The 25,149-nt window shown below is 64.7% G+C and carries 20 protein-coding genes and 1 tRNA gene; 16 read left to right on the forward strand and 5 right to left on the reverse strand.

Features of this window, described 5'->3' with window-relative positions; all coding sequences use genetic code 11:
- Positions 1-490 (reverse strand): B-box zinc finger protein (locus QME84_09805; GenBank protein MDI6874558.1); only part of this gene is annotated, 490 nt, incomplete at its 3' end.
- 239 nt (positions 491-729) lie between these two features.
- Between QME84_09805 and QME84_09810 the strand changes: the two genes are divergently transcribed.
- The 11 genes from QME84_09810 to QME84_09860 all read left to right on the forward strand — a co-directional run bounded on the left by QME84_09810 (position 730) and on the right by QME84_09860 (position 14,263).
- Positions 730-1,194, forward strand: a complete 465-nt coding sequence (locus QME84_09810; protein MDI6874559.1) for a hypothetical protein — start codon at positions 730-732, stop codon at positions 1,192-1,194.
- Positions 1,194-1,913, forward strand: coding sequence for a DUF3662 and FHA domain-containing protein (locus tag QME84_09815; protein ID MDI6874560.1), 720 nt, complete (start codon positions 1,194-1,196; stop codon positions 1,911-1,913). The genes QME84_09810 and QME84_09815 overlap by 1 nt, the downstream gene beginning before the upstream one ends.
- Positions 1,914-2,038: 125 nt before the next feature.
- Positions 2,039-2,485, forward strand: coding sequence for an FHA domain-containing protein (locus QME84_09820; protein ID MDI6874561.1), 447 nt, complete (start codon positions 2,039-2,041; stop codon positions 2,483-2,485).
- Between the two features lie 86 nt (positions 2,486-2,571).
- Positions 2,572-3,372 carry a Stp1/IreP family PP2C-type Ser/Thr phosphatase gene (locus QME84_09825; protein MDI6874562.1) on the forward strand — a complete coding sequence of 267 codons (801 nt, stop codon included), beginning with the start codon at positions 2,572-2,574 and terminating at the stop codon, positions 3,370-3,372.
- An 80-nt stretch (positions 3,373-3,452) separates the two neighbouring features.
- Positions 3,453-4,736, forward strand: coding sequence for an FtsW/RodA/SpoVE family cell cycle protein (locus QME84_09830; protein ID MDI6874563.1), 1,284 nt, complete (start codon positions 3,453-3,455; stop codon positions 4,734-4,736).
- Positions 4,720-6,153 carry a penicillin-binding transpeptidase domain-containing protein gene (locus QME84_09835; protein ID MDI6874564.1) on the forward strand — a complete coding sequence of 478 codons (1,434 nt, stop codon included), beginning with the start codon at positions 4,720-4,722 and terminating at the stop codon, positions 6,151-6,153. Before QME84_09830 ends, QME84_09835 begins: the two co-directional genes overlap by 17 nt.
- Before the next feature lie 183 nt (positions 6,154-6,336).
- Positions 6,337-7,695, forward strand: coding sequence for a PASTA domain-containing protein (locus QME84_09840; protein MDI6874565.1), 1,359 nt, complete (start codon positions 6,337-6,339; stop codon positions 7,693-7,695).
- Between the two features lie 248 nt (positions 7,696-7,943).
- On the forward strand, positions 7,944-9,734 hold the full coding sequence (pknB, locus tag QME84_09845) for a Stk1 family PASTA domain-containing Ser/Thr kinase (GenBank protein ID MDI6874566.1): 1,791 nt from the start codon (positions 7,944-7,946) through the stop codon (positions 9,732-9,734).
- A 186-nt stretch (positions 9,735-9,920) separates the two neighbouring features.
- Positions 9,921-11,102, forward strand: a complete 1,182-nt coding sequence (locus QME84_09850; GenBank protein ID MDI6874567.1) for a geranylgeranyl reductase family protein — start codon at positions 9,921-9,923, stop codon at positions 11,100-11,102.
- Between the two features lie 370 nt (positions 11,103-11,472).
- Complete coding sequence (locus tag QME84_09855; protein ID MDI6874568.1) at positions 11,473-12,942, forward strand: radical SAM protein; 1,470 nt, start codon at positions 11,473-11,475, stop codon at positions 12,940-12,942.
- Positions 12,943-13,195: 253 nt separating this feature from the next.
- A complete protein-coding gene (locus QME84_09860) occupies positions 13,196-14,263 on the forward strand; it encodes a hypothetical protein (GenBank protein MDI6874569.1) in 1,068 nt (355 codons plus the stop codon).
- Between the two features lie 77 nt (positions 14,264-14,340).
- Here QME84_09860 and QME84_09865 read toward each other — a convergent pair whose 3' ends face one another.
- Positions 14,341-14,625: a MazG nucleotide pyrophosphohydrolase domain-containing protein gene (locus tag QME84_09865; GenBank protein ID MDI6874570.1), complete on the reverse strand. Its 285-nt coding sequence runs from the start codon at positions 14,623-14,625 to the stop codon at positions 14,341-14,343.
- A gap of 293 nt (positions 14,626-14,918) precedes the next feature.
- Here QME84_09865 and QME84_09870 point away from each other — a divergent pair.
- The 4 genes from QME84_09870 (at position 14,919) to QME84_09885 (ending at position 18,559) form a co-directional block, all read left to right on the forward strand.
- Positions 14,919-15,005: transfer RNA gene (locus QME84_09870), tRNA-Leu, on the forward strand.
- 185 nt (positions 15,006-15,190) lie between these two features.
- Positions 15,191-16,225 (forward strand): hypothetical protein, encoded by a 1,035-nt coding sequence (locus tag QME84_09875; protein MDI6874571.1) that lies wholly within the window; start codon positions 15,191-15,193, stop codon positions 16,223-16,225.
- Positions 16,222-17,856, forward strand: a complete 1,635-nt coding sequence (locus tag QME84_09880) for a GAF domain-containing sensor histidine kinase (GenBank protein MDI6874572.1) — start codon at positions 16,222-16,224, stop codon at positions 17,854-17,856. The genes QME84_09875 and QME84_09880 overlap by 4 nt, the downstream gene beginning before the upstream one ends.
- 1 nt (position 17,857) lies before the next feature.
- Entirely contained in the window at positions 17,858-18,559 is a 702-nt protein-coding gene (locus QME84_09885; GenBank protein MDI6874573.1) for a response regulator transcription factor, read from the forward strand.
- 230 nt (positions 18,560-18,789) lie between these two features.
- Here the strand turns inward: QME84_09885 and QME84_09890 are convergent, their stop codons facing one another.
- On the reverse strand, positions 18,790-19,929 hold the full coding sequence (locus QME84_09890; GenBank protein ID MDI6874574.1) for a hypothetical protein: 1,140 nt from the start codon (positions 19,927-19,929) through the stop codon (positions 18,790-18,792).
- Positions 19,930-20,754: 825 nt separating this feature from the next.
- Between QME84_09890 and QME84_09895 the strand changes: the two genes are divergently transcribed.
- The gene (locus tag QME84_09895) at positions 20,755-21,981 is read left to right on the forward strand and encodes a zinc-dependent metalloprotease (GenBank protein ID MDI6874575.1); all 1,227 of its coding nucleotides are present in this window, start codon (positions 20,755-20,757) and stop codon (positions 21,979-21,981) included.
- A gap of 3 nt (positions 21,982-21,984) precedes the next feature.
- Here QME84_09895 and QME84_09900 read toward each other — a convergent pair whose 3' ends face one another.
- Entirely contained in the window at positions 21,985-23,055 is a 1,071-nt protein-coding gene (locus QME84_09900; GenBank protein ID MDI6874576.1) for a M20/M25/M40 family metallo-hydrolase, read from the reverse strand.
- A 496-nt stretch (positions 23,056-23,551) separates the two neighbouring features.
- Positions 23,552-24,436, reverse strand: coding sequence for a GerMN domain-containing protein (locus QME84_09905; GenBank protein MDI6874577.1), 885 nt, complete (start codon positions 24,434-24,436; stop codon positions 23,552-23,554).
- Positions 24,437-25,149 lie beyond the last annotated feature (713 nt).

The following is a 25,149-nucleotide window of genomic DNA, read 5'->3' on the forward strand; positions in this document are numbered from 1 at the left end:
TGCGCAGGCGGGCCAGCTCCTTCTTGCTCAGGGGAACCTCCGCCGGGGCGGCGGCCTCCACCTCGACCTCCGCCTCGACCTCCGCCTCGACCTCCGCCTTGGCCCGCTTGGCCCGCCTGGCCAGCTTCTTCTCCATCTTCAGGCGCTTGGCCTCCTCCTTGCGCAGGCGGGCCAGCTCCTTCTTGCTCAGGGGAACCTCCGCCGGGGCGGCGGCGACCTCCGCGGCCTCCACCTCGGCTGGAGGTACCTCGACGGCGGTAGCCGCTTTGACGCGCTTGGAGAACATCCTGGCTTTTTCCTTCTTCCTTTCCTTGGCCAGGCGTACCGGGGTACTGCTAAGGGCGACGCTGAGCTCCTCGACCCGGGAGCGATAGCAGTTCAGGCAGAGCAGTACCTGGTTGGTCTCCGAGGCGCAGAGCGGGCAAATGGGCGTGTCGCACTGCGCACAAGAGGTTATCGCCTCGCTTCCGGCGTGGAAAGGACATTCCATGGCCGCCACCTCCAGGGCTTAACGTCCCACCTTATAAAATAATTCTATCACCCAGCGGGATGACCTTTCGCGCCGCAGCCCGGGCGCGTTCCCCGCAACACCGAAGACGGTAATTTGCGGCACCGCTAACTCCGCCGCATAACTTATCGGCAGTGCACGGCTCGTTTTTAAGCCGCTGTGGACGGCTGGTATAATGCACTTGGCCGCGGGGAAATTGGGCGACGGTCGGTGATTGGTCCATGGAAAACGGGAAGAAAAGGGTCTTCACGAGGATGTGCCTTATTGCCTGGGGCATCCCGGTAGTGCTCCTGGCCTTCATGGCGTTCATGGAATTTTCCCCATGGAAGGCGGAAGGCGCCCACGTGAATCGGCTCACCCTCAACCTGGCGGCGGCGGGGCTGGCGGCGGCGGGGCTGGCCGCCTGGGCCTTTTTCACCCTCTACCTTTACCGCCGGCTGTGGAAAGTTTTTCCATATGTTGGACGGGGCGAGAAGGCCTGGACCTACGCCGAGGGGGTGTTCGGGCTGCAGGGAGTGGGGGCGAGCATGTCCTCGGTGCTGGGGATATTTCTCTACCTCTTCGGGGGTGGGTTCTGGCGCGCCGTCATCCTCGCCTCCCTGTCGCTGCTCCTGGCCGCGGTGGAAACGGCGAGATTTCCCCTGCGCGCCGCGGAGGTGGAGGATCTCCTGAAGGGCGTGGAGTGATGGGTCTTCTGAGGCGCTTCGAGAAAAGCCTGGAAAGGGCCTTCGAGGAGCCTTTTACCAGGATCTTCAAGGGAAGGGTGCATCCCCTGGAGATAGCGCGCCGCGTTCTCCGGGAGATGGACGAGGAAAGGGTGCTCGGGGTGAACGAAACCCTGGCTCCCAACCGTTTCCTGGTCCGCCTGGGCCCCGTGGATTACGATCACCTGGAAGGGGTACTGGAGACCCTGGGCAAGGAGATGGAGAGCCTGGTCATCGACTATGCCAACCGCAGGGACTATCATTTCGCCACCAGGCCCCGCCTGAGCTTCGCGCGGGACGAGGCCCTGGGGATGGGCGAACTTCGGGTGGAGGCCTCCTTCGAGGAGGGAGCGGCTCCGGAGGAACGGAGGGCGGCGCCGGGATTTACGGCTGCGCCCCGCCCCGAGAAGGGTACGGGCGTGCTGAGGATACTTTCCGGCGGGCACGCCGGTTCCACCATCCGGCTGGAAAGGCCGCGCCTGCGCATCGGCAGGGCGGAGGAGAACGACCTCGTCCTGTCGGATCCACGGGTTTCGCGATTCCACGCGGAGATCAAGAGGGGTCCGCAGGGATACGTGCTGCGGGACCTGGGAAGCACCAACGGCACTCTGGTCGGCGAACGGCGGATAAAAGAGAGGCTGCTCGAGGACGGGGACGTCATATCCATGGGCGGGGTAAGGATGGAGTTCAGCCTGGAATAGAACCGCCATGAGGGGCTGGGTTCGCTGATCGCCGGCGGCGGCGAGGACGTGACGGCCCGCGCTCCGGAAGTGGGGCGGAAGACCGCCCCGGCAGGAAAGAAGGTATTTTCGGGAAGGGGATGGCCTTGCCGGAAATAGTCTACATCTCGCTGAGGTATCTTTTCCTGGCCCTGCTCTACCTCTTCCTCGTCCTGGTGATCAGGGTCATCTACCGGGAACTCAACCCCGTGGCCCCGAGGCTCCCGGCGCGGGAACGCTCCCTGCCCCGCAGGAAAGGGCGCCGCGCCGCCTTGGTCCTCCTGGGCGGGGAAGGTCGGCGGGGACGCAGGGAATGGGAAATAAAGGAAGAACTGGTGATAGGGCGATCCCCGGAGTGCGCCGTCTGCCTGGAGGACGAGTTCGCTTCCAACCTTCACGCCAGGATCTACGCCTTGCAGGACCGCTACTACGTGGAGGACCTGGGAAGCACAAACGGAACCTACGTGAACGGAAGGCGCATCAATTATCCCATCGAGCTGCGCGTCGGCGACCGGATAAAGGTGGGTCGCACCCTGATGGAGTTCAGGGCCTGATTCTCGTCCGGCGGGCGCGCCCGCGGAATGGTGAAGGAGGCCGGCCGGGCCTGCTGATTTCGGACCGGGAAACGAGGGAGGGCGCCATGCGTTACGCCGCCCTTAGCGATGTGGGAAGAGTGCGGGACAGGAACGAGGATTTTTTCCACGCCGACGGGCGCCTGTTCGTCGTGGCCGACGGCATGGGAGGCCATCGGGCGGGGGAAGTGGCCAGCCTCGCGGCGGTGGAGGAATTCCTGCGCTGCGAAAGGGAGAACCGCGGCGCGGATCCCCTGCGGCGGCTGCGTTGCTGCCTGCAGGCCGCCAACCGCGTCGTCCTGAAGATGGCCGAGGGTGACCCGGAGCTCAGGGGGATGGGCACCACCTTTACCGTGCTGCTGCTGGAAAACGGCGCCTACCTGGGGCACGTGGGCGACAGCCGCGCTTACCTCCTCAGGGAGGGAGGCCTCAATCCCCTCACCCGCGACCATTCCCTGGTAGAGAAGATGGTCAGGGAGGGCTTTCTCACCCCGCGCGAGGCCAGGCGGCATCCCAGGCGCAACGTGATATTGCGGGCCCTGGGATTGTCGGTGAACCTGGCCGCGGACCTGGTCAGGGTGGACGTGCGGCCCGGTGATCGCATCCTTTTATGCACGGACGGCCTGACCTCCCAGTTGGAGGACGACGAGTTGGCCCGCCTGCTCCAGGAAGAGGACCCGGAGGAGTGCGCCCGGAGGCTTATCGAGGAGGCCAACGCAAGGGGCGGTGAGGATAACGTGACCGTGGTCCTCGTGGACCTGGAGGAGGGCGACGGGTCTCTCTTCACCCCGGAGGACGCGGGGCCGCAGCGGGGGAAGGAGAGCCCGGCGGCGCGGTGGCGGCGGCGCCTCTTCGGGAGGGGAGGTTGAACCATATGCCGGCGGCACATGACGGCGAGGTGAGGCCGAAAGGCAAGGGCTCCGAGCGGAGCAGCGAGGAAGGGTGAGAGATGGGTTTGAGTCCGAGGTGGAAGGAAGCGCTTCTCCTGGCCGTTATCCTGCCCCTTCCCTTCCTGGGGTGGGTTTCCCTGGACCTGACCCGCGACGGTGCTCCGGTCCCCGGTCACCTGGTCTATCCCCTCGTCTGTACGGCGGTCTTCCTCCTGGCCCACCTGGTTTTGCGCTTCCTCCGCCCCCAGGCCGACCCGCTGCTCCTCCCGCTGGTCGCCGCCCTGACTTGCGTGGGCCTGATCATGCTCCTGCGCCTCAACCCGCACATGGCCCGCCTGCAGCTCATCTGGCTGGGGGTGGGAGCGGCCCTCATGCTCCTTATGGTGGCCCTGCTGCGCGATTACCGGTCCTTGAAGAATTACCGCTACACCCTGGCCGTCCTGGGACTGGCGCTGCTCCTGTCCACGATCTTCTTCGGTCGCGAGGTCAACGGGGCCAGGCTGTGGTTGATCCTGGGGCCCCTGCGCTTCCAGCCCTCGGAGCTGGCCAAGATCCTCCTGGCCGTGTTTTTCGCCGCTTACCTGGCGGAGAGGAAGGAGCTCATCGCCGGGGCGGGCCGGGTGGTGGCCGGGGTGCACCTGCCCCGCCCACGGGACCTGGGACCGCTCCTGACCATGTGGGCCCTCTCCCTCCTTCTGCTCATCTTCCAGCGCGACCTGGGGTCCTCCCTCCTCTTCTTCGGCATCTTCCTGGCGGTCATCTACGTAGCCACCGGGAGGGCGGCCTTCGTGGTTGCCGGCCTGCTTCTCTTCCTGGCCGGGGCCACCCTCACCTTTTTCCTCTTCGGGCACGTGCGGACCCGGGTGGAGACCTGGATGGATCCCCTGAACCCGGAGACCATAGGCGACGAGAGCTACCAGATAGCCCAGTCCCTCTTCGCCTTCGCCGAGGGAGGCCTTTCGGGGGCCGGGCTGGCCCGGGGAAGTCCAGGGCTCATACCCTTCGCGGAGACCGATTTCATCTACGCCGCGATCGGGGAGGAGCTGGGGCTGCTGGGGGCGGCGGCCCTGGCCCTGCTCTACCTGGTGCTCTGTGGGCGGGGGCTTCACCTGGCCCTGCGCTGCGCGGACGATTTCGGCAAGCTCCTGGCGGTTGGACTGACCGCCGTCCTGGGGTTGCAGTCCTTCATCATCATGGCCGGCGTCACCAGGCTCATGCCCCTCACCGGAATAACCCTGCCCTTCGTGAGTTACGGGGGGAGCTCCCTGGTGAGCAACTTCCTGCTCCTTGGGCTGCTGCTATGCGTTTCCGAGGGAGGTGGGGAGCTTGCAGAAGGGGATTAGGCGCCTGGGGGTCTTCTTCATCGCCCTTACCCTGGTCCTGGTGGTGAATTTGAGCTACCTCCAGGTCTGGGGGCAGAAGGACCTTATGGAAAATCCTGCCAATACGAGGCGCCTGGTGGAGGAATACGGGATAGCCCGGGGGAGGATAATCACCTCCGACGGCCTGGTCCTGGCGGAGAGCGAGCCCGCCCAGGGGCCCTTCGCCTACCGCCGCCGGTATCACCAGGGCTCCCTCTTCTCGCATATTCTGGGCTACGACAGTCCCCAGTTCGGGAGGTCCGGCCTGGAGGAAGCGTACAACGAGCAGCTGCTGGGAAGAAAACCGCCCCGCTCCTGGGTAGAGGAGATGACCTCGGACGTGCGGGAGGGGAACGACGTTTACCTGACCCTGGACGCGGGGGTCCAGTCCGCGGCGGCCAAGGCCCTGGGTTCACGCAAGGGAGCGGTGGTGGCGATGAACCCCAAGACGGGCGCCGTCCTGGCCATGTACTCCTGGCCTACCTACGAACCCCAGGCCCTGGTCACCCAGGAGGGGGACGCCGACGGGACGCCGCTCGCGGAGAAGGCCATGCAAAACTACAGCCGGGATACCAACAGCCCCCTCCTCAACCGGGCGGCGGCCGGCCTTTACACCCCGGGGTCGGTCTTTAAGGTGGTTACCGCCTCGGCCGGGCTGGAGGCGGGATTTTCCGCCTCAACGGCCTTCGACTGCCCGGGAGTATGGGAGGTGGGCGGCTCACGGGTCACCAATTATGGGAGTCCGCCGCGCAGCTTCGGGAGCATCGACATGGAGACGGCACTGACCTACTCCGTGAACACCTACTTCGCCCAGCTGGCGGTAAAGATGGGAGCCTCCACCCTGGTAAAATACGCGGAGGCCTTCGGTTTGAACTCCGTGCCTCCCCTTGACCTTCCCGGCGTGTCTGCCTCGCGCATACCACCCTCCGGCCGAATGGACGCCGTGCAGTTGGCCTGGTCGGGGGCGGGCCAGGGAGAGATTCTCCTCACCCCGCTTCAGCTCTGCCTGGTGGGTTGCGCGGTGGCTAACGGCGGGAAAATCATGACCCCCCACCTGCTCAAGGAAGTCCGGAAGGGGGAGGCCATCCTCGAGCGCTACGACGCCTCGGTTTGGAGGACCCCCATCTCCGCCGATACGGCGGCGGAGGTACTGGGGATGATGATCTCGGTGGTGGAGAAGGGGACCGGGACGTTGGCGGCCATCTCGGGAGTTACCGTGGCTGGGAAGACGGGCACCGCGGAGGTGGAGGGCAAGCTCCCCCATGCCTGGTTCCTGGGAATTGCTCCGGCGGAGAATCCCAGCGTGGTGGTGGCGGTGGTGGTGGAGAACAGCGGCGGCGCGGGCGGTTCGGTGGCCGCTCCCATCGCCCGGGAGGTCATCAGGGCCGCCTTGAAGTAGGGAGGGACGTGCAATCCGCAATACATGGTCGACAAAATGGGCGGCGATAGGGCCGATATGCCGGAAGCCGTTTCCTGGATTACAATACCCGTGGGGTGCCCCCGGAACGCTAATGAGAAGGGACCATACCGGCTCCACCGGGGAGAATGACGAATGCCTCCGGGACATGGAGGGCAAGGGCTCATGAGCGAGAAATACCCGGATTGGAGGGGCAGGGTGCTCCGGAAGCGCTACCGCCTGGACGAGAGGATCGCTCTGGGAAGGACCGTGGAGGTCTTCCGAGGTTACGATCTCCTCGAGGAAAGGGAGGTGGCGGTGAAGCTTCCCCTCCCCCACCTTCTTTCCGACCGCGAGTTCTGCGACCAATTCCGCGCCGCCGCTCACCGGGCAACCCGGCTCCGGCATCCCGGCCTGGTGAGGGTACTGGACTACGGCCTGGAGGAGGACCGCCCCTTCGTGGTCGAGGAGCTGGTGGAAGTCCGTACCCTTCACGAGATACTGGAGACGGGGAAGAGGATGAAGCCCCTCGGGGCCCTGTATTTCGCCCTGGAGATCTCCAGGACCCTGGCCTACCTGGAGAAACAGGGGGTGGCACACGGTTCGCTGGACGAGAGGCACATCTTCATCTTCCCCGGCCGCAAGGCCAAGATCTCCGATCCCGGTTTCCCGGTGGTCATGGGGGCGGGCGAAAGCCCCTTCCCCGTTTTCCTGAACATAAAGCGGGATATACGGGACCTGGGATATCTCATCTACCGCTCCGTGACCAGCAGGAGCAAACAGGAGGCGCTGGAGGACGCCCGGAAGGGAAAGTTGAGATGGGACCGGGAGATTCCCCCGCGCCTCCAAAGGTTCGTGGAAGTGTGTCTCAAGAGCGCGGAGGGCAAGGGTTTTGCCACCGCCGAAGATGCCCTCAGGGACGTCGTCTCCTCCCTGAGGGAGGAGCTCCCCATGGCTCCCCTGCCCCCGGAGGAACCAGAGGAGGAAAGGGCGGAGGAGGAAACCGCCGCCCCGACCACGCCCCTTCCCATCCCGCTGCCCCGGCTGCGCCGCTGGCAGGTATGGGTGGGCGGCGGCCTGCTGACGGTGGCCGCGGCACTCCTGGTTCTCTGGCTTCTCTCTCTCTTCATCGGGGGCACCAAGGTGGAGGTCCCCAACCTGGTCAACGCGAGCGTGGAGGATGCAGCCAGGATGGCCGCGGAAAGGGACCTCGGGCTCCTGGTGGTGGGAAAGGACTATGACGCTCGGGTCAAGGCGGATTACGTCATCTCCCAGGATCCCAAGCCGGGCGAAATGGTCAAAAAAAAGACGGTGATCAAGGTCCTCCAGAGCCTGGGTCCTCTGACCGTTCCCAACCTGGTGGGCTTGTCCCTGGAGGACGCGCGCGCGGTGCTGGAGAGCCGCGGCTTTCGGGTGGGGGAGATCGCCTACAAGGAAGTCGCCGGGTACAGCGAGAACCGCGTAGTGGAAACCGATCCCCCCTATGGTTCCAAGCTTTCCAGCGGCGACGCGGTGAACCTGGTGGTCAATCGCAAGGCGCAGTGAGGGAGGGAACTGCAGGTGCACTACGCCGTCAAAATATTTAGCCACGGATGACGTAGGCGTGGCGTTCTCCTGGCGAAGCCGGAGAGCGCGAAAGCCCCGAATTCTCCCGCCATGGAGGGATTTGGGGCGGGGCGATGGAAATTATCTCTTAGAAACGTGCACCGCATCGAAGGCTTGTGAAAGGGCACGGCGGTTCGGGAGCGGCGGGATTCGGAAATCCGCGGAAACTTCGACAGCCGGGAGGTCCTATGCTGGGAAGGATATTCAACCAACGCTACCGCCTGAAGGAGAAGCTGGGGAGCGGGGGGATGGCCGACGTTTATCTCGCCGACGACCTGCTCCTCGAGAGGGAGGTGGCGGTCAAGGTCCTGCATCCCCAGTACGCCGCGGACCCGGCCTACATCCAGAGGTTCCGGCACGAGGCCCAGGCGGCTGCTAACCTCAACCATCCCAACATCGTGAACATCTACGATTGGGGAAACGAGGGTGATCTCTACTACATCGTCATGGAGTACGTGGAGGGCCGTGACCTCAAGGAGGTACTGCGCAACGAGGGGCGCATTCTGCCGGAGCGGGCGGCGGAGATAACCGCCGAGGTATGCGCCGCCCTGCAGTTCGCCCACCGGCACAACCTCGTTCACCGGGACATAAAGCCCCACAACATCTTCCTCACCAGCATCGGCCAGGTAAAGGTTATGGATTTCGGCATCGCCCGGGAGGGCAACGGCAGCGGCTTCACGCAGACGGGGGTGGTGATGGGTACGCCCCAGTACATCTCCCCCGAACAGGCGCAGGGAGGCCCGGTTGACGGGCGCTCGGACATCTATTCCCTGGGCGTGGTCCTTTACGAGATGCTCACCGGGCGGGTCCCCTTCGACGACCCCAACCCGGTCACCGTGGCCTACCGACAGGTTCGCGAGGACCCCATCCCCCCCTCGGTTATCGACCCCGAGATACCGCCCGCCCTGGAGGCGGTGGTCATGAAGGCCATGGCCAAGAACCCGGCCAACCGCTACCAGACCGCCCAGGAGATGAAGGCAGACCTGCTGCGCTTCCTCGAGGGTATGCCGGTGACCGCCACCCCGGTCCTCCCCGGGACCCCGGCACCTGCCGCCGCCGCGGGCACGGAGCCTCGGAGGGGAGTTCCCTGGGGATGGATAGCGGCGGGCGTGGCGGCCTTCCTGGTCATCCTGGGCGTGGTGCTGTCCCTGGTGCTGACCGGAAGGGGGGCCAAGGTGGAGGTCCCCAACCTGCAGGGCATGACCGAGGAGCAAGCCCGCCAGACCCTGGAGGGACTGGGGCTCAAGCTGGGCCAGGTGGAAGATTATTACATCGAGGACCCCTCCGAGAAGGTGGGAGTGGTGGTGGCCCAGGACCCGGAATGGGGCACGCTGCTGCGCAAGGGAGAGAAGGTGAACGTAACCATCTCCCGGGAGATGAAGATGCCCGGCGTTGTCGGCATGAGCAGGGAGGCCGCCGAGGAGAAGCTGCGCGATGCGGGGGTCACGATCATCGAGATCGTCAACAAGCCAGTGGATGACGAGGACAAAGTGGGCAAGGTCGTCTCCCAGGATCCCCCAGCGGGAAGGCTCATCAGCCCCCGCACCAACGTGCGCCTGGAGGTGGGGGCGGAGATAAAGAAGGTGGCCGTGCCCAACGTGGTGGGCATGCTCAAGGATGACGCCGAGAGGACCCTGAGGAACGCCGGTTTCCAGGTAACGGTGACCGAGGAGGCCAGCACCGATGTGGAAAAGGGGAGGGTCATCAGGCAAAGCCCCCTGGCCAACCAGAAGGTGGCCGAGGGGAGCACGGTGACCATCGTGGTGAGCACCGGGCCGGCTACGGTCACCGTCCCCAACCTGGTGGGAAAGACCAAGGAGGAGGCCGAGAGCACGCTCAACGGCCTGGGCCTGGTGCCCAATGTCTCCTACGTCATCGACCCGGTGCACATGGGTAAGGTGGTGGACCAGGACCCGGCCGCCGGCACCGAGGTGGAGGAGGGGAGCACGGTGAAGATCGTGGTGGGGAAGATGCCCTGAGCACGGCCCGAAGCGGGTCCTGGCCCCACCCAACGGGAGGCGATAGATCTTTTCATCGTGCGAATACCATTCGCTGCCGGCCCGCATCCACGCTTATCGACCGGAGCTCCGGCACGATAGTCCAACCAAATAATTCCATGTACAGCCTCGCTCTTGGAGAAAGAGGTTGCTGGTATAATCGACCCCATGGGTGAAGAATACGACGTGCTGGTAGTGGGCGCCGGCCCGGCTGGTTCCACGGCCGCCATGCTCCTTGCCGGGCGCGGCTTTCGCGTCCTGGTGGTGGACAAGGACCGCTTTCCCCGCGACAAGGTATGCGGCGACGGCATCGCCCCCCGCGCGGTGCACTCCCTGCAGGTCTTGGGGGTGGAGGAGGAGCTGGAGGGCAGGTTCCAGCGCACCCGCGGCATCCGCTTCTATGCCACCCGGGACGGGGTGACCGAGGTCCGCTACCCCATGGGTAGCCGCTACCCGGACCACGGCTACGTGGTGCCTCGCCGCGAGCTGGACGCTATCCTCCTGCGCCGGGCGAAGGAGAGGGGCGCGGAGGTACTCGAGGGATGCCGGGTGACCGGGCTCCTGGCCCCGGACGGCGGGAGAATCCCGGGGGTGCGGGCAGAGATGGACGGCGAGCGGCTGGAGCTTAGGGCCGGGTACATTCTGGGAGCCGACGGACCTTCCTCTGTGGTGGGAAGGGAGGCGGGCCTCCTCCGGAAGGACCCCCTTTACCTGGGGGTGTCGGTGCGCTGTTACATGCGCGGGGTCCGGGACCTGGCTGACTTCCTGGAGATCTATCCTGAGGACGCCATATCGCCGGGATGCGGCTGGATTTTCCCGGTCTCCGGGGATAGGGCCAATGTGGGGGTGGGCTTCATGCTCTATGCTCGTGAGACCAGGGACCTGAACCTGAACCGGCTCTGGAAGGCCTTTCTGCGGAATACCAGGCACGCGGCGCGGAAGCTGGCTTCCGCCGAGCCTCTGGGAAAGCCGCGCGGGGCGCTCCTGCGGGTGGGCCTGGGGGGCGCCTTTCCCCGCCTGGCCAACGTCCTTTTGGCAGGCGACGCGGCCTCCATGACCAATCCCATCAGCGGGGAGGGGATCACCTACGCCTTGGAAAGCGGCCGCTGGGCGGCGGAGACCCTGGCCGCGGCCCTGCACCGGGGCGACCCGGAGATCCTTGCCCTGTACCCTGGGATACTGCGATGGTATTATGGAAGATATTTCCATTACGGGACCATGGCCATCCGCTACGGGAACCGGCCGGCTTGCGTCAACCCCCTGCTGGCGGTTACTTCCCGCATCCCACGCCTGGGGGACAAGATGGGGCGCTTCCTCATGAACTGCCGGCGCTCCGACCACCCCCTGTGAGGACCGCGAAGCGGAGGCGGTTCGCGGAGTCCGATGCGTTCCGGGTCCGTGCCTTCCTCGGTACGCCTTCCCGGAATCGGAAACAGTGCGTGCGGCATGACCGCCGCTTTGTGTCGCGTTGCGCCGTGGACACCGATAATGGGGAGAATGGCTTTCATGGTGATATCATGAGGGCGGCGGCCCTGGAGCGAATCGGGAAAGGAAACCGCCCCCCCGGCGGCCCGCGGGCAGGGAAGGAAGTCGCCGAACGTGAACCTGGATGCCGGCCGGGCCGCAGGGTCCGCGGCCGGGAAGAGGAGATGGCGGTGGGAGTCGGGCTTGGGCTTGCGGAAAGGCGGAGGAGGATGAAGACCCGGAGGCGGGGTAGGCCATGGGATTGAAGGTAACCTTCGTGTATCCCGATTTCTTCCAGTACGACGAGGAGCGTTACCTCCCGGAGGGGCGTATCTACCTGGGCATAGGCTACCTTTCCGCCTACCTGAAGCGGGAGGGGCACCGCACCTCCCTCATCCACCTGGTACGCCCGGTGGGAAGGGAGGAGCTCCTGGAGCGGGTGCGCGCGGAAGCCCCGGACGTCCTGGCCTTCTCCAGCACCACCCACATGTTCCCCCACGTGCGCCGGTGGGTGGGATGGATAAAGGAGGACATGGATATTTTTGCCATATGTGGGGGGGCCCACCCCACCCTGGACCCGGAGGGGGCCCTGCGGGAGGCTCCCCTGGACGCCGTGTGCCTGGGGGAGGGCGAGGAGGCGCTGGCCGAGCTGTGCGCGGCCCTGGAGGAGGGGAGGGATCCCACAGGTATCCGGTCCCTGTGGATCCGCGTTGACGGGGAGGTGCGCCGGAACCCGGTGCGGCCGCTGGTGGAGGACCTGGACACCCTGCCCTTCCCGGACCGGGATATCTTCGACCCCGCCGACTTCTGTCCCCAGCAGCACGAGCGGGGGACCCTCATGGCCTCCCGGGGCTGTCCCTATTCCTGCACCTACTGTTCCAACCACGCCCAGCGGAGCATCTACCCCAACAAGCGCAGGTACGTCCGCTTCCGGAGCGTGGACAACGTGATGCGGGAGATCAGACAGATCCTGGAAGCGGACGTGGAGGGGCGCCTGCGATACATACGCTTCGACGACGACATCCTCACCCTGGACCGCGAGTGGTTCCGGGAGCTCACCTCCCGCTACCGGCGGGAGGTGAACCTCCCCTTTATCTGCAATTCCCGGGTCAACGTGCTGGACGAGGAGACGGTGAAGTCCTTCGCCGAGGCCGGATGCTCGGTGATCTGCATGGGCATCGAGAGCGGGAACGAGGAGCTGCGGCGCAGGGTGCTGGGGAGGCACATGTCCGACCGGGACATCGTTAGGGCCTTCCGCCTGTGCCGGGAATACGGCATCAAGACCGTGTCCACCAACATGACCGGCCTGCCCGACGAGGACCTACCGGCCCTCCTGGACACGGTGAAGCTGAACGCCCGGGCCCGCCCCAACTGCCTGCAGGTGTCCACCTACCATCCCTATCCCAACACCCGCCTCTACGAGTACTGCCGGGAGCGGGGCTACCTCACCGGCAGGCACGTGGACACCATCTTCGACGGGCGCAGCGCCCTGGACGTCCCCGCCTTCCGCGACCCGGCCTACGCCTACGCCAAGGAGAAATTCTACCCCCTGGCGGAGCTCTATTCCCGCCTCTTCGAGGCCGGGCTGCCCGGGGAGGTGGCCGCGCGCTGGCTGGACCTGCTGTTCACCTCGGGAAGGATTCCCTGGAAGTGGCGGCACCGCCTCATCTCCCGCCTGGTGGACTGGGCGGACCGTCACTCCCGCTTCGAGTGGATATATTATTGACCGCCCAGGGCGTCGGGTTCGGCATCGCCGGTGGAGCCCGGGCCAGGGTTTTGTTCCCATGCATATGTCGTTAATCGTTACCCGGCTGGCAACAGTAAGATACTGGTAAGTATGAACAGGTTCCCATTTTCCGCGGGTTTCAAGCCCCCCGGCCGGAAAAACGATATAATTGATAATCAATCTATGGCCATAATCCGGTTTGCGAGCCGCTTCGTGGGACGGTGATTCCGGCCAGCGGAGAAGGGGGGTTCCGATGCCTAAGGTGAGATTGTGCCCGGAGTGCGGGGCTTCCCGGCGCATAGTCCGGGAGCACAGGTGGCTGAGCGACGGCACCATCGTGCAGACCAAGAACCCGGACCATCGCATGGTCTTTATCGAGAATGAGAACATCAACGGCATCTTCCGCAACATCGAGGAAATCCTTTCCATGCCCATCGACCGCATCATCGTAGAGGCCAAGCGCAGGGCTACCTTCGACTTCGTGGACCACATCCTCCCCGGGGTGGTCAAGGCGGTGGTGCAGAGGGTGGGCATGAGGCCGGTGATACGCAACATCACCGCCCTGGGAAAGGTGATGGGCTACGGGAACATCGAGCTGGCCAACCTGAGGCGGGTACACGACGAGGGGGATTACGTTACCATCCACACGCAGGGCATCTATTCCCTCCCCCTCTTCTGCGGTGACCTTGCGGGTTCCTTCAACGCCATCGACCGCCGGGAGGTGGCGGTAAGCCACCGGGAGCTGGGTCCCGAGGAGCACGAGATTACCGGTTTCATCTCCGTGCATCCCATGGAGCTCATGGACCGCCTGAAGCCCATTCCCTACACCCACAAGCCGGGGGACATCGAGCTGGAGAGATGCCCGAAGTGCGGGGGCCCGAAGGCGCTGGCCAACTACCGGTGGGACACGGAGCGGGGCATGATCCTCCACCGGGAGACCGGGAGGCGCATGGTCATCCTGGGGCCCTCCACCGTGGACACCATCATCGAGGAGCTCCAGAACGAACTGGGGGAGAGCATCCCCGAGGTGGTCATCGAGGCCCAGAGGCGCTTCGTTAGGAACGAGTTCTATTCCCTGGACGAGGCCCGCACCTTCGAGGATCTCCGCCGCGCCCTGGCCCTGCGCGGGCTGGGAAACCTGAGGGAGATGGACTGGGGCGCCGACCGGCTTCGCTTCCGCTTGGAAAACCCCTGCCTCTTCCTCCCCATGGTGGGACTGGTGCTGGGGGTCTTCGAGCTGGCCACCGGCAAGGAAGGCCGCGCGGAATGGGAGCTCCGCCCCGACGGCGACCTGGTGGTGGAGGTTAACTCCGTTTCCTGATCCTTCCCGGTGCCACGGGTTTCCCGATCATTTAGGGGGGATTATTGCTTTCCTCCAGGGCGCGATACCCGCGGCACTCACTCCCGGCAGGCGCAGGGGATGGAGCCGCAGCGCGGGCAGCCGGAGACGTACTTGCCCGCGGCGTCCTCCAGGTCCACGCCGCAGAGGTTGGCCAGGCTGGCCAGCCAGGCCAGTACGTCCGCGAACTCCTCGTCCAGGTCCTCGCGGTCACCGCTGCGCAGGGCCCGGGAAAGCTCGCCCACCTCCTCCACCAGCCAGGCGAAGGTGCCCGGGAGGCCCCGCCGCCGGTCTTTCTCGAGGAACGTCCTCCCGATGATCTCCTGGAAATCCCTTATCTCCATCCCTGCTCCCTTCCGCTCGAAGGTCCCGGAAATGCGCTCCGCTCCACATCCCGAGGATCGGCACGTTCCTGCCTCTTCCTTTTGCGGGGATCCACCGGCTCCCCTTCCATAGGCCCGCTCCCACTGCGGGAACGGCCTTTAACGGCCAATGATCGATCTCTTCCACCTCCCACCTTCCGCTCTCGGATTAAGGGATCCACAACGTCGCTCCTGTCTCCCTCCAACCCCCAATCCTACTTCCATCTGCTATAATATCTTCTGTAATCTTCTGTGCCCGGGAAAAACGGGCATGCGGGCGAGTGGCGGAATTGGTAGACGCGCTGGGTTCAGGGTCCAGTGCTCGTAGGGGCATGCGGGTTCGAGTCCCGCCTCGCCCACCAGGCAAAAGAGGGCGGCCGCGAGCCGCCCTCGAATAGTTATGCCCTGGCGACGGGCAGGGCAGGCATGTCTCTTCGCACGGGGAGAAGGGCGGGTGTTCCAACCTTCGACCTGAGCTTGATACCGTCAGTTGCCCTTTGTATAGTGGCAGTGACCACTGGAATTTCATGGAGCGGGAAGCAGGTCCTTGTACGCGCAGACCAGGACACCGAGGTTCAGCAGGCGGCGCAGGAAGAGCCCGGCGCCGGCCATCGTCATCGCCGTTGCCCTGCTCATTTTAGGTTGCTGGCTTTTCAACCTCACCTGCGGAAGGGGGAAGAAGGAAGACGCCTCCTCCCTGAGCGAGTACGCCAACCGGGTGAAGGCCCTAGTGGAGGCCTCCAACGGCATCGGCGGATCCTTCGCCTCCCTGCGGGCCTCCCTGGCGGACCTCATAGCCGACACCGAGAACCTGGGGGCAAGGCTGGAGGAGCTGGAGGGCCAGGCCCTGGACCTCCTCGGCCAGGTGAAGGCGGTGGTTCCTCCCCGGAGCCTGGAGAGCGCCCACCAGGCCCTGGTCATCTGCTTCGAACAGCGTTACCGGGCCCTCAAGAATTACCGCCCCGACATCATCAACGCCGTATCCGCCATGGAGGTAGACGTCTACGCGGAGAGCATAAGCCAGGATCTGCGGGAGCTCGTCTATTCCGACGGGAACTACCTTTTCTTCCGCCGCGCCCTGGAGGACTTCCTGGCGGCCAACAACCTCCAGAACCTGAGCCTTCCCGATTCCATGTGGCTTGAGGACTGGGAAAGTGCCTCCGTTAACAGGGTGCGTTCTTTCCTGCAAGCCTTGAAGGGGACCGAGGTGCACGGAGTGGCGCTGGGAAAAATAACCTTTGACCCCGCGGGAATGGTGGTGCGGGAGGGCAAGGACGACGTGCACCGGCTTCCGGCTGTGGACGAGATCAGTGTGACCGTGGTGGTGGAGAATCAGGGCAACCGCCCCGAGAGCGGAGTTACCGTGACCCTGAGCCTCTACTCCAAGGTGAACACTACTCCCGTCCGCCAGAAGAAGACCATCGAGGAGCTCGGGCCCGGGGAGAAGGCGCAACTGGTGTTCAGCGGGCTGCGGCCCACCAAGAGGGGTGTGCGCAACATCTTGGAGATCAAGGTCGATCCGGTCCCCAAGGAGACCTTTCTCGACAACAACCAGAAGTTGATATACTTCACCTTAGGATGAAAGAATGGAGAATCCTGCGCGGCGAAGACCTTGCGGCCCCCCGCCACTCTCCGGCTGTGGACCTCCTCCGCGAGCACCTGGATTCCATAAGCGAAGAGATCGTGGGCAGGGTCAGGAAGGAGGTCCCCGCCTTCGCGGACCTCCCGGAATCTTTCCTCCCCATGCTCCGGGAAGTGGGGCGCAAGGCCTGCATCACCCTCTTCAGGGGTATGGACGGTTCCCTTCCCCCGGACTGGAGCATGGAGGTGGGGGAGCTTCGCGGTTTCGAGCTGGTGGACGTGCTGCGTGCCTTCCAGGTGGGCAGCGAGGTGGTCTGGAGCTGGGCCAAGCGACTATGGGAGGCGGAGGGGTTCCCGGACCGCGAGCTGGTGGGGGTGGCGGAGACTATCTGGAACGCCTATTTCCGGGCTGCCAACTCCGTGGCCGACGAGTATCTGCGCCACCGCCAGGCCCTGGTGAGGGAGTTCAACCGTTTCCTCAACCGCCTCCGGGCGGGGCAGGACGTCGATTACCTCGTGGAGCAGATCGTGGAGGGGGCCTGCGAGGTGCTCGGCTTCCGCCGCGCCGTGTTCTTCCGCTACGAGCACGAGATGCTCGTTCCCGTGGCCGCCCGGGACCGGCGTGACCCCTCCTGGGGAGAAGGGATGTTGCGGGAGAAGAAGGCCTACCCCATCAATCCCCTCTCAGACAGCCCCGAGGCGCAGGCCTTCTTCGCCGGGACGGTGAGGGAGGGCCGCGAGGGCGACCAGGCGAGGACGGCTTTCCTGGATCCCCTGCCGGGTTCGCGCTATTTCCTGGTCCCCGTGAACCCGCACGGCTCGTCGAAGGGGCTCCTTTACGTGGAAGCGGAGGCCGGGTTTCCGATAACCGACAGGGACCTGGAGATGCTGAACTCCTTCGCGGACACGGTGGGCCTGTCCCTGGAGAACGCCCGCCTCTACCAGGAGCTCCTCGCCCGCCGCAAGATGATGGACCACCTCCTCTCGAGGGTGAACACCGCCCACGAGGAGGAGAGGGCCCGCATCGCCAGGGAGCTGCACGATTCGGTGGCCCAGTCCTTGCTGAAGATAATCTACACCGCGGGTTTTGCCCTGGATTTCCTCAAGGAAGACCCGCGACTGGCGGTGGAGGAGATCGAGGAGGTCCAGCAGAGAGCCAAGGACTGCCTGCGGGAACTGCGGGCCATAATGTCCAACCTGAGGCCCACCTCCCTGGACATCCTGGGGCTCCGGGAGACCATCCAGCGCTACGCCGAGCAGTTCGAGGAGGAGTACGCCATCACCACCACCGTGGACCTGCAGGGGCTGGAATCCCTCTCCCCCTCCGTGGAGCTGGCCGTCTTCCGCATCCTCCAGGAGGAGCTGACCAACGTCCGCAAGCACTCCAACGCCGACTCGGTGAGGATAAAGACGGAGAGAAGGGGCGACGACCTCTACCTGGTGGTGGAGGACGACGGCATCGGCTTCGACCCCCAGGCCCTGGCGGCGGAACAGGAAAGCGGCAAGCACCTGGGCCTGGTGGCCATCCGGGAGCGGGCGGAACTCCTGGGCGGGGAGATGACCATCGATTCGGAACCAGGCCGGGGCACGCGCATTGTCGTGCGCATACCCATGATGGTGGCGGGAGAGTGAGATGGCCGGCAGGGGCGAATCGGTGAACGTCATGCTGGTGGACGACCACGAGGTGGTCCTGGAAGGCCTCATCCGCATCCTGGAGAAGCAGGGCGGGATAAAGATAGTCAGCGTGGCCCGCAGCGCGGAGGAGGCCCTGGAAAAAATAGGCAGGTTCCCACCCGACGTGGTCATCGTGGACATCCAGCTCCCGGGCATGAACGGCATAGAGCTCATCAGGCGCATCAAGTCCCAGTACCCCGACATCGAGGCCATCACCCTCACCGTCTTCGACGACGAGCAGTTCGCCAAGCAGGCCATCAAGGCGGGGGCCATCGGCTACGTTATAAAGGACGCCGCCAAGGAGGAGCTGGTCAAGGCGGTACGGGCGGCGGCCAAGGGGGAGTCGCTGATCTCCACCTCCGTGGCCCGCAAGCTCATCGAGGAAATCAGCGAGCCCGCCGGGAAGAAGAAAAAGGAGGAGGAGTACGAGGGGCTCTCCCAGCGTGAGCTGGACGTCATCAAGCTCATGGCCCGCGGTTACAACAACCGGCAGATAGCCGACATCCTCTTCATCAGCGAGCATACGGTCAAGGTGCACATCCGCAACATATTCCGCAAGATCGGGGTGACGGACCGCACCAACGCTGTGCTCTGGGCCATCGAGAGGGGGCTGGTCCTCAAGGCCAGGGAGACCGTCAGGCCGGACAAACCTCCCGTTTGAGGAACCTGACCCCGGGCACCACCTTGTCAAGGTAGTGGAATCCGGACGATCCGCTCGGCGTCGCCGGCCCCTTCCCCTCCTCGATTCATGGGGCGCGTCCATCCCGCGGAACGAACCGTGCAGCCCATTGAGGGTCTATTTAAAAACCTGCCGCGGCTCCGTGCTGTCACGCGTGGGTAAGCAAACCTCGAAGTTGCCGGGCACAAGGCGGCCAAGGCACGAGGCGGCCGTCAGAAGGGCAGGATGACCCGCAGGGAGGCGGGGAGGTCCGCCGGGACGGCCAGGCTGGAGACGGGCAGGAAGGTCCCCTCGAGCCGGGGTCCTACCAGGTAGTTCCAGGTGGAATCCCCCCGGTTCCGGTATTCCACCTCCGGGACCTCCCTTTCCAGGGCTTGGAAGACGCCCCCCAGCTTCCAGGACAGGAGCTGCGGGAAGGGCACCCCCTCGATGAGGGCGTCGATGAGGAACGGCTTGCGGGTCACCCTCCTGGGCTTTCCCCATCCCAGGACGGGAAGGCCCATGAAGAAGTTGCGGTAGGCGGTCTTGTAGTTGCCCCCGGAGGGCGAGGCGTGGACCGCGGCGGTCCTGGCGGTCACGGCGTCCGCCAGGGAGGAAGGGAGCTCCTCCCGGCGGGACCCGTTTATCTCCTGCAGGATCTCCCGCCATCCCCGCACCGAGGTTATCACCAGGCGCCGGTGGTCGGCCGGGAGGTATATGGTGCCCAGGTCGGGATCCCACCTCATCTCCACGGGGAAGGCGGGCAGCCGGCAACGCTCGCAGACCTCCAGTTCGTAGTCGCGCTTGGGACGCCTGGGATGGGGTTCTCCCCCGGGCGGCCAGCGACGCCTGCCCACGGTTTTCACCGTGACCTCGTATTCCACCTCCGAGACGGTGGCCAATGAGGCCAGGGCCTCCACCCCGAAGAGGCCCTCCCAGAACCCCCAAAGGTCCCCGGCCATGAGATGGGGGTGATAGGGGTGCCGCACTTTTACCTTCATCTCCCGCCCCGGCTTCAGCTCGGAGAGGGAGAGGTTGCCGCTCCCGTAGAAGGCCGCCTCCCGGAAGGCCTCGCGGATCACCCTCCCGGCCAGCGGGCGGCGTCCCAGCAGCCGGCGGCGCACCCCGCCCAACTGAAGGACCACCTCCCCGCGGGTGAATGCGCGGCGCTTCTCGCGGAGGGTCTTGAGCAGCTCCTCGCCGCGGAGCTTCACCCCCTCCGCGACGATGAGGGATACATCCTCGTGTTCCAGGAAGATGAGCCGGTCCGAACGCTTGTCCCGGAAATATATCCCGCCGTCCTCGGTCCAGACCAGTTTCCGGCCGAGTGACAGGGGAAGCCCGCAAGAGGGACAGCGATCGGTATCGCCCATCTCCCACCTCCTTGCCAAAAGGTTACTCGAGGAGGATGTGGGGCGCAACCGTGGAGACGGCGGTCAGGGCCGGGGTAAGCTTGAAAAACGGAAAAGGCCCCGCAGGGGGAACGGGGCCTTCCGCTGATGCGGACTCCATTGGGGATTCAGGGGATACCTCAGGGATGATCGGCTGAGCTGCGATTGTGCTGCGATCGTTGCTGCGTACCTTGCTGCGACTGGGCTGCTTCGGTGCTCCGATCTTTGCGTCATGGGCGAGGGTTTCAAGTAGTCCGTCTGGGCTGCATTCGATGTAATGGGGTAGATGGCTGTCTCGGCTAGTCGGCTTCGGATGGTGCTAGGGGAATGCTACTGCGTTTTTAAGGGGGCTGCGACTGTAGCATGATCCGCTCGCCCATGACGTTCAAGCTTCTACTCTGGCACTATATCCCCGGGGTCCGCTTGGGGCCTTTTTCAAGGTTCTTTTATCGATTAACAACATACGAAAGACCCGGAAGAAAGACCATTCCACGAAGGTATTAATTTAAAAGGGCCGAAAATAATACCCCAGTATTAGTTAATGGTGGGAACGGAAGAGGTCGTAAAGGTGAAAATGTGGTCCCGTGGGGACCGCAGGAACCCGCATGCAGGCGGTAGAACGCGGCGGCCATTCTGGTACCATAGAGGGTACGAACAAGCCAGGGAAGGGAGGTTGATGCGGATCCTCCCGGGAAAGGACCTCGGAGGGTTCCGGCCGGGAGCCCGCCGGACAAGCGGACCGCGTTCTCGAGATGACCATGACGGGGGGCGGCGCCCCGGGAAGCGCCGCCGAGCGAGGTGAACGAGTTGTTCTACGAGACGGATAACCCTTGGGACCGCAGCCTTCGCGAGGTCAACCGCTTCATGGAGGCGGTGGCCCGGAATATACCCATCATCCGTTCCCTGCGGGAGGCCTTCACCGGGGAGGGGGACGGCTTCATCAACTGGGAGCAGGCCAGGGAGATAGCGGCCCTGGTGGCGCAATCGGAAGGCGCCTCCCCGGTCCCCGGCCCCGAGGTCCGGGAGCAGTTCGAGGCCATGCGCGGGCGTAGCGAGGAGCTGGTCAGGGAGTACACCAGGCTCCGGCCGCGCGAGGAGGTGGGACCGCTCTTCGTCTTCGACCGTCCCCAGTGGATCGAGGCCAACCTCTCCAGCTTCAAGCTCATCTTCGAGCCCCTGGCGGAGAGCTACGCCAAGACCCTCCGGAACCTGGAGGAGCAGCGGGACAGGGAATACCGCCTGGGGCGCAAGCTCACCAGGGGGCTGCTCACCGCCCAGCTGGGGATGGTCATGGGCTACCTGGCGCGCAGCGTTCTGGGCCAGTTCGACCTCGGTCTTCCAAGGCTGGAGGACAGCGGGAAACTGTACATCGTGTATCCCAACCTCCTCAAGGCGGAGAACAAGATGCGCCTCAACCCCGCCGATTTCCGCTTGTGGATCACCCTCCATGAGGTGACCCACGGCTTCGAGTTCGCCGCCCATCCCTGGCTGAGGGACTACCTGAGGTCACTCATGGAGCGCTATTTCCGCAGCGTCTCCCTGCGCCTGGAGGACATGAGCCTGCGCCTGAGACCCGAGGAGCTGCGGGACGTGCGGCGCCTCAACGAGATCATCAGCCGGGGAGGCTTGATGTCCATAATCCACACCCCGGAGCAGCGGGAGATCCTCGACCGCATCCAGGCCTTCATGTCCCTGGTGGAGGGGTACAGCAACCTGGTCATGGACATGGTGGGCCGGGAGATCATCCCCACCTACAAGCAGATGAGCATCGCCTTCCGTCACCGTCGCGATTCCAAGTCCGGGGCGGAGCGCCTGGTGGAGAGGATGCTGGGGTTCGACCTCAAGCTCCAGCAGTACCAGGTAGGGGAGCTCTTCTGCCGGGAGGTGGTGGAGAAGAAGGGCCTGGATTTCCTCAACCTGGCCTGGAAGCGGGAGGACAACCTCCCGGGGGCGGAGGAGATTCGGCATCCCTACCTGTGGATAGAGCGCATCGAGGGCCAAGAGGGCCGCAGGGTCATCTACCGCAGCATCTGATCTTCATTCCGTGGCCAGGAGCCAGGCGGCCAGGGCCGCCACGCGGGTCACCTGGAGCAGGCCCTCGCGGTTTATCCTCTCCGGGGTGTCGGTCACGCGGTGGAAATCCGGGTGCTCGGTACGCTCGAACCACGACCAGTCGCAGGTTACGGCGGGGAAGTGGTACATGAAGAAGGTGCCCGCCGAGGTCCCGGGGTCCGCCCCGCCCAGCTCCAGGGTCACCCCGAGGGCCTCCGCCGCTTCCTCCAGCGCCCGCACCGTCTCCCGGTTGGGACGGTAGTTAAGGTCCCATACGTCCATGTAGTTGCCGTCCCCAGCCCCCAGGCCCTCCAGGTTTATTATCCTCACGCGTCCCCGGAAGCCCTTCTCCTCCAGCGTCTCGGCCAGGGCGGAGGCCCCGAAGCCGCCGCACTCCTCTCCTCCCAGCAGGGCGAAGACCAGAGTCTTTCTGGGAGTTTCTTCCAGGGAAGAGAGGACGGCAGCGGCCTCCAGCACGGCGCTCACCCCGGAGGCGTTGTAGTCGGCCCCTGGATAGACTTCCCCGCTCTGTGGGTCGCGACCCAGTCCGTCGTAGTTGGCGGTGAGGATGACCATGTCCTCCGTCTCCCCCCGCATCATGCCCAGGAGGTTGGCCGCCTCCACCAGCTCATCGGGCCGCGCTTCCCGGTCCAGGTAGCAGCGGTCGGCGGGTACCTGGAAGGGCTGGCGGAAATCCGAGAGACCCAGCAGGTCCACGGGTTCCAGGCCCAGGTCCTGGAGGCGGTCGCGGAGGTATTCCTCGAGGACGGCGCTCTGGGAGGAACCCGTGGCCCGCCCGGCCAGCTCCTCCCCGGCCAGGAACCGGATGGTCTCCATCATGCGCTCCAGGTTCACCCCGCCCGCGATCTGCTCCGCGAGCCCGTCGCTTATCTCCCCATTCTGGGGAGAGGGAACGTCCCCGCATCCCGCACCGAGGACAAGGGAGGCAAGGAGCAGGAAAGAGACCACCGCCCTCAGCCGGAGAAGGCGACGGCGTGACCTCCCGCAGGGGGATTCGCTGCGCGTCCTTCCGAGTCCAGAACCTTCAAGGATCATATCTTGAACCCTTCTTGAACCCTTTCCGCCGTCCCCTTCCCGCCCCGTGGCCAGGGGAGACCCCTTCCTATTCACTTCCCTGAACCCCTTCTCCGCTCCATGTTCGCCGGTGCCACCCTCCCCATCTTCACGCCCTTGGGTCATTTCCCGCCGTCCCCTATCCCTCTCCGTGTTCGGCAGTCGGATCTTCCTCCTCTTCGCGCCCTTGAACCCTTTACCGTAATCACCATCCGCCACGCTCCCAGGCTCGCCGGCCGGTATCGGTGTCGACCCCAAATCTTCCGTGCATCCGCTTTCCCGGAAGGTCCTTAACCTTCCGAAACCATCCCGGATGGTGAGCGTTCGATCCTGCTGACCCCACCCTTTTTGCGATTCACAATGGAGGCTTGCGATTCACGATAGTGGCCCCTTCTCCTTCTCCGACCTTCCGGTGATGTACTGTGGGTCTTCGGCCGGGCACCTGGAAACTGGTCGGGTTTTCCAGGAGGGGCCGTATTCACCCTTCCTTCTCCTCCTGCTTCCCTTTCTTCTTCCTCTTTTTCCTCGCCGCGCGGGGCTCTTTCCAGGGGGCGGGCGGGGGCGGGGAGGCTCCGCGGCGCCTCTTCACCCGCAGGGTGGGCCGGGACGCGGTCCCCACCACCGGCTTGACCTTCTTGGGGTTGGACGCTCTGCTCCGGAAGATAAGCGCCAGCACCACGAGCAGGACAAGGGCCGGGATGCCCAGGGCCAGCAGGAGGATGAGCCACCACCGGCTGCCCCCGGAAAGCGGTTGTCCCGAGATCTCAGCGTCCACCTCCCGCGGGCTCACTCCCAGGGCCTGGAAGGCGTCCTCGGGCTCCACCCCCTCCTCCGGGGCCACGGTGACCCCTATCTTCTCTATCTGCGAGGCATCCCTTATGGTCTTCACCAGCTGGGCCAGGGCCTTCAGGGCACGCTCCCGGTCGCGGGCCAGCTCCAGCAGCTCCCGGGAGAGATTGACGCTGTACTCGCTGCGGTCCTGCTTGACCGTGGTGTACTGGAGCTTGACCCCCTCGGGGATGTAGGTGACGTAGCCCTGCGCCTTCTCCTCCTCCTTGGGGCCGTTGAGCAGCTCCATGACGGTGAACTCCACGGCCTGCGGTCCTCCGGCCACATCCCTCGACACGGGGGCTAGCTCTCCATTCAGGTAGAAATAGACTTGCCCGGTCTGGGAGACCCCCTCCCCGGGGGTTTCGGGGATGGGAGGGGTCTCCCCCTGGGCGCGAGCTCCCCTCACCCCCAGGGGCAGGGCGAGGAGAAGGCACAGGCAGGCCGTTGCGGTGATTATCAGCACGGCAACCCCGCCGTTCAGGAACGATCTCCCTCTCACGGGCCCGAGGGATACTTTTTTAATCTTCGTCATCCTTGACCTCCGGTTCATCCAGGTGATCTTACGACCGGCAGCCACTCCCATTCCAGGATCGATGACCGGTCGGCTTCGTAGGACCAGCTCATTCAAATGATCCAGCTACCGGCAATCGTCCCACGCATGCGTGGCTGGACGCACTTCAGCCTTGCCGGCATTTCTTGTCCACGTCCGGTCACAGGCGAAAGGTTCTTGACCAATTGTATTGAGAACGCGGTTTCCGGGGCAAGCGTGCGTGGAGGGATTCCCCCGCCGTCAATAGCCCGTAGGAAACCCACTTCATGCGGACCCGGGTCCAGCGTGGTCACGGATCTCCATGGATGCCTAACGAACTCTTATTGACTCTCTCCATCCGTTCATGAAACCTCGCTTATCAAAAGATCACCGCCGTCGTAAAAGCGTCAGTAGCTGCGCATCATACTGACCCGGGGTTAGAAAATTCCTCGGATCGTCAAGGCGGTACGGCGAATACCTGGGACTCCGCACCATCTGAGTACGGAACTCGCAAGCCCGCGCATCGACGTGGCGTGACGGATAATTATCAATCTGCTCCTCTTCATCCCGGATCGGGAACCGGCATCCCCGTTTTCCGGGAACCAGGAATAAAAAGGCCGGAGATGGATAGAATTAAAGACGTTCATTCGTTGTGGGAGACCTTTCCTTTTGACAGGCCGGAAGGCAGCCGGCTCCCGAGCGGGGCATGGTAAAAA

It is taken from the genome of Actinomycetota bacterium, assembly GCA_030019255.1.
Classification (GTDB): domain Bacteria; phylum Actinomycetota; class Geothermincolia; order Geothermincolales; family RBG-13-55-18; genus Solincola_A.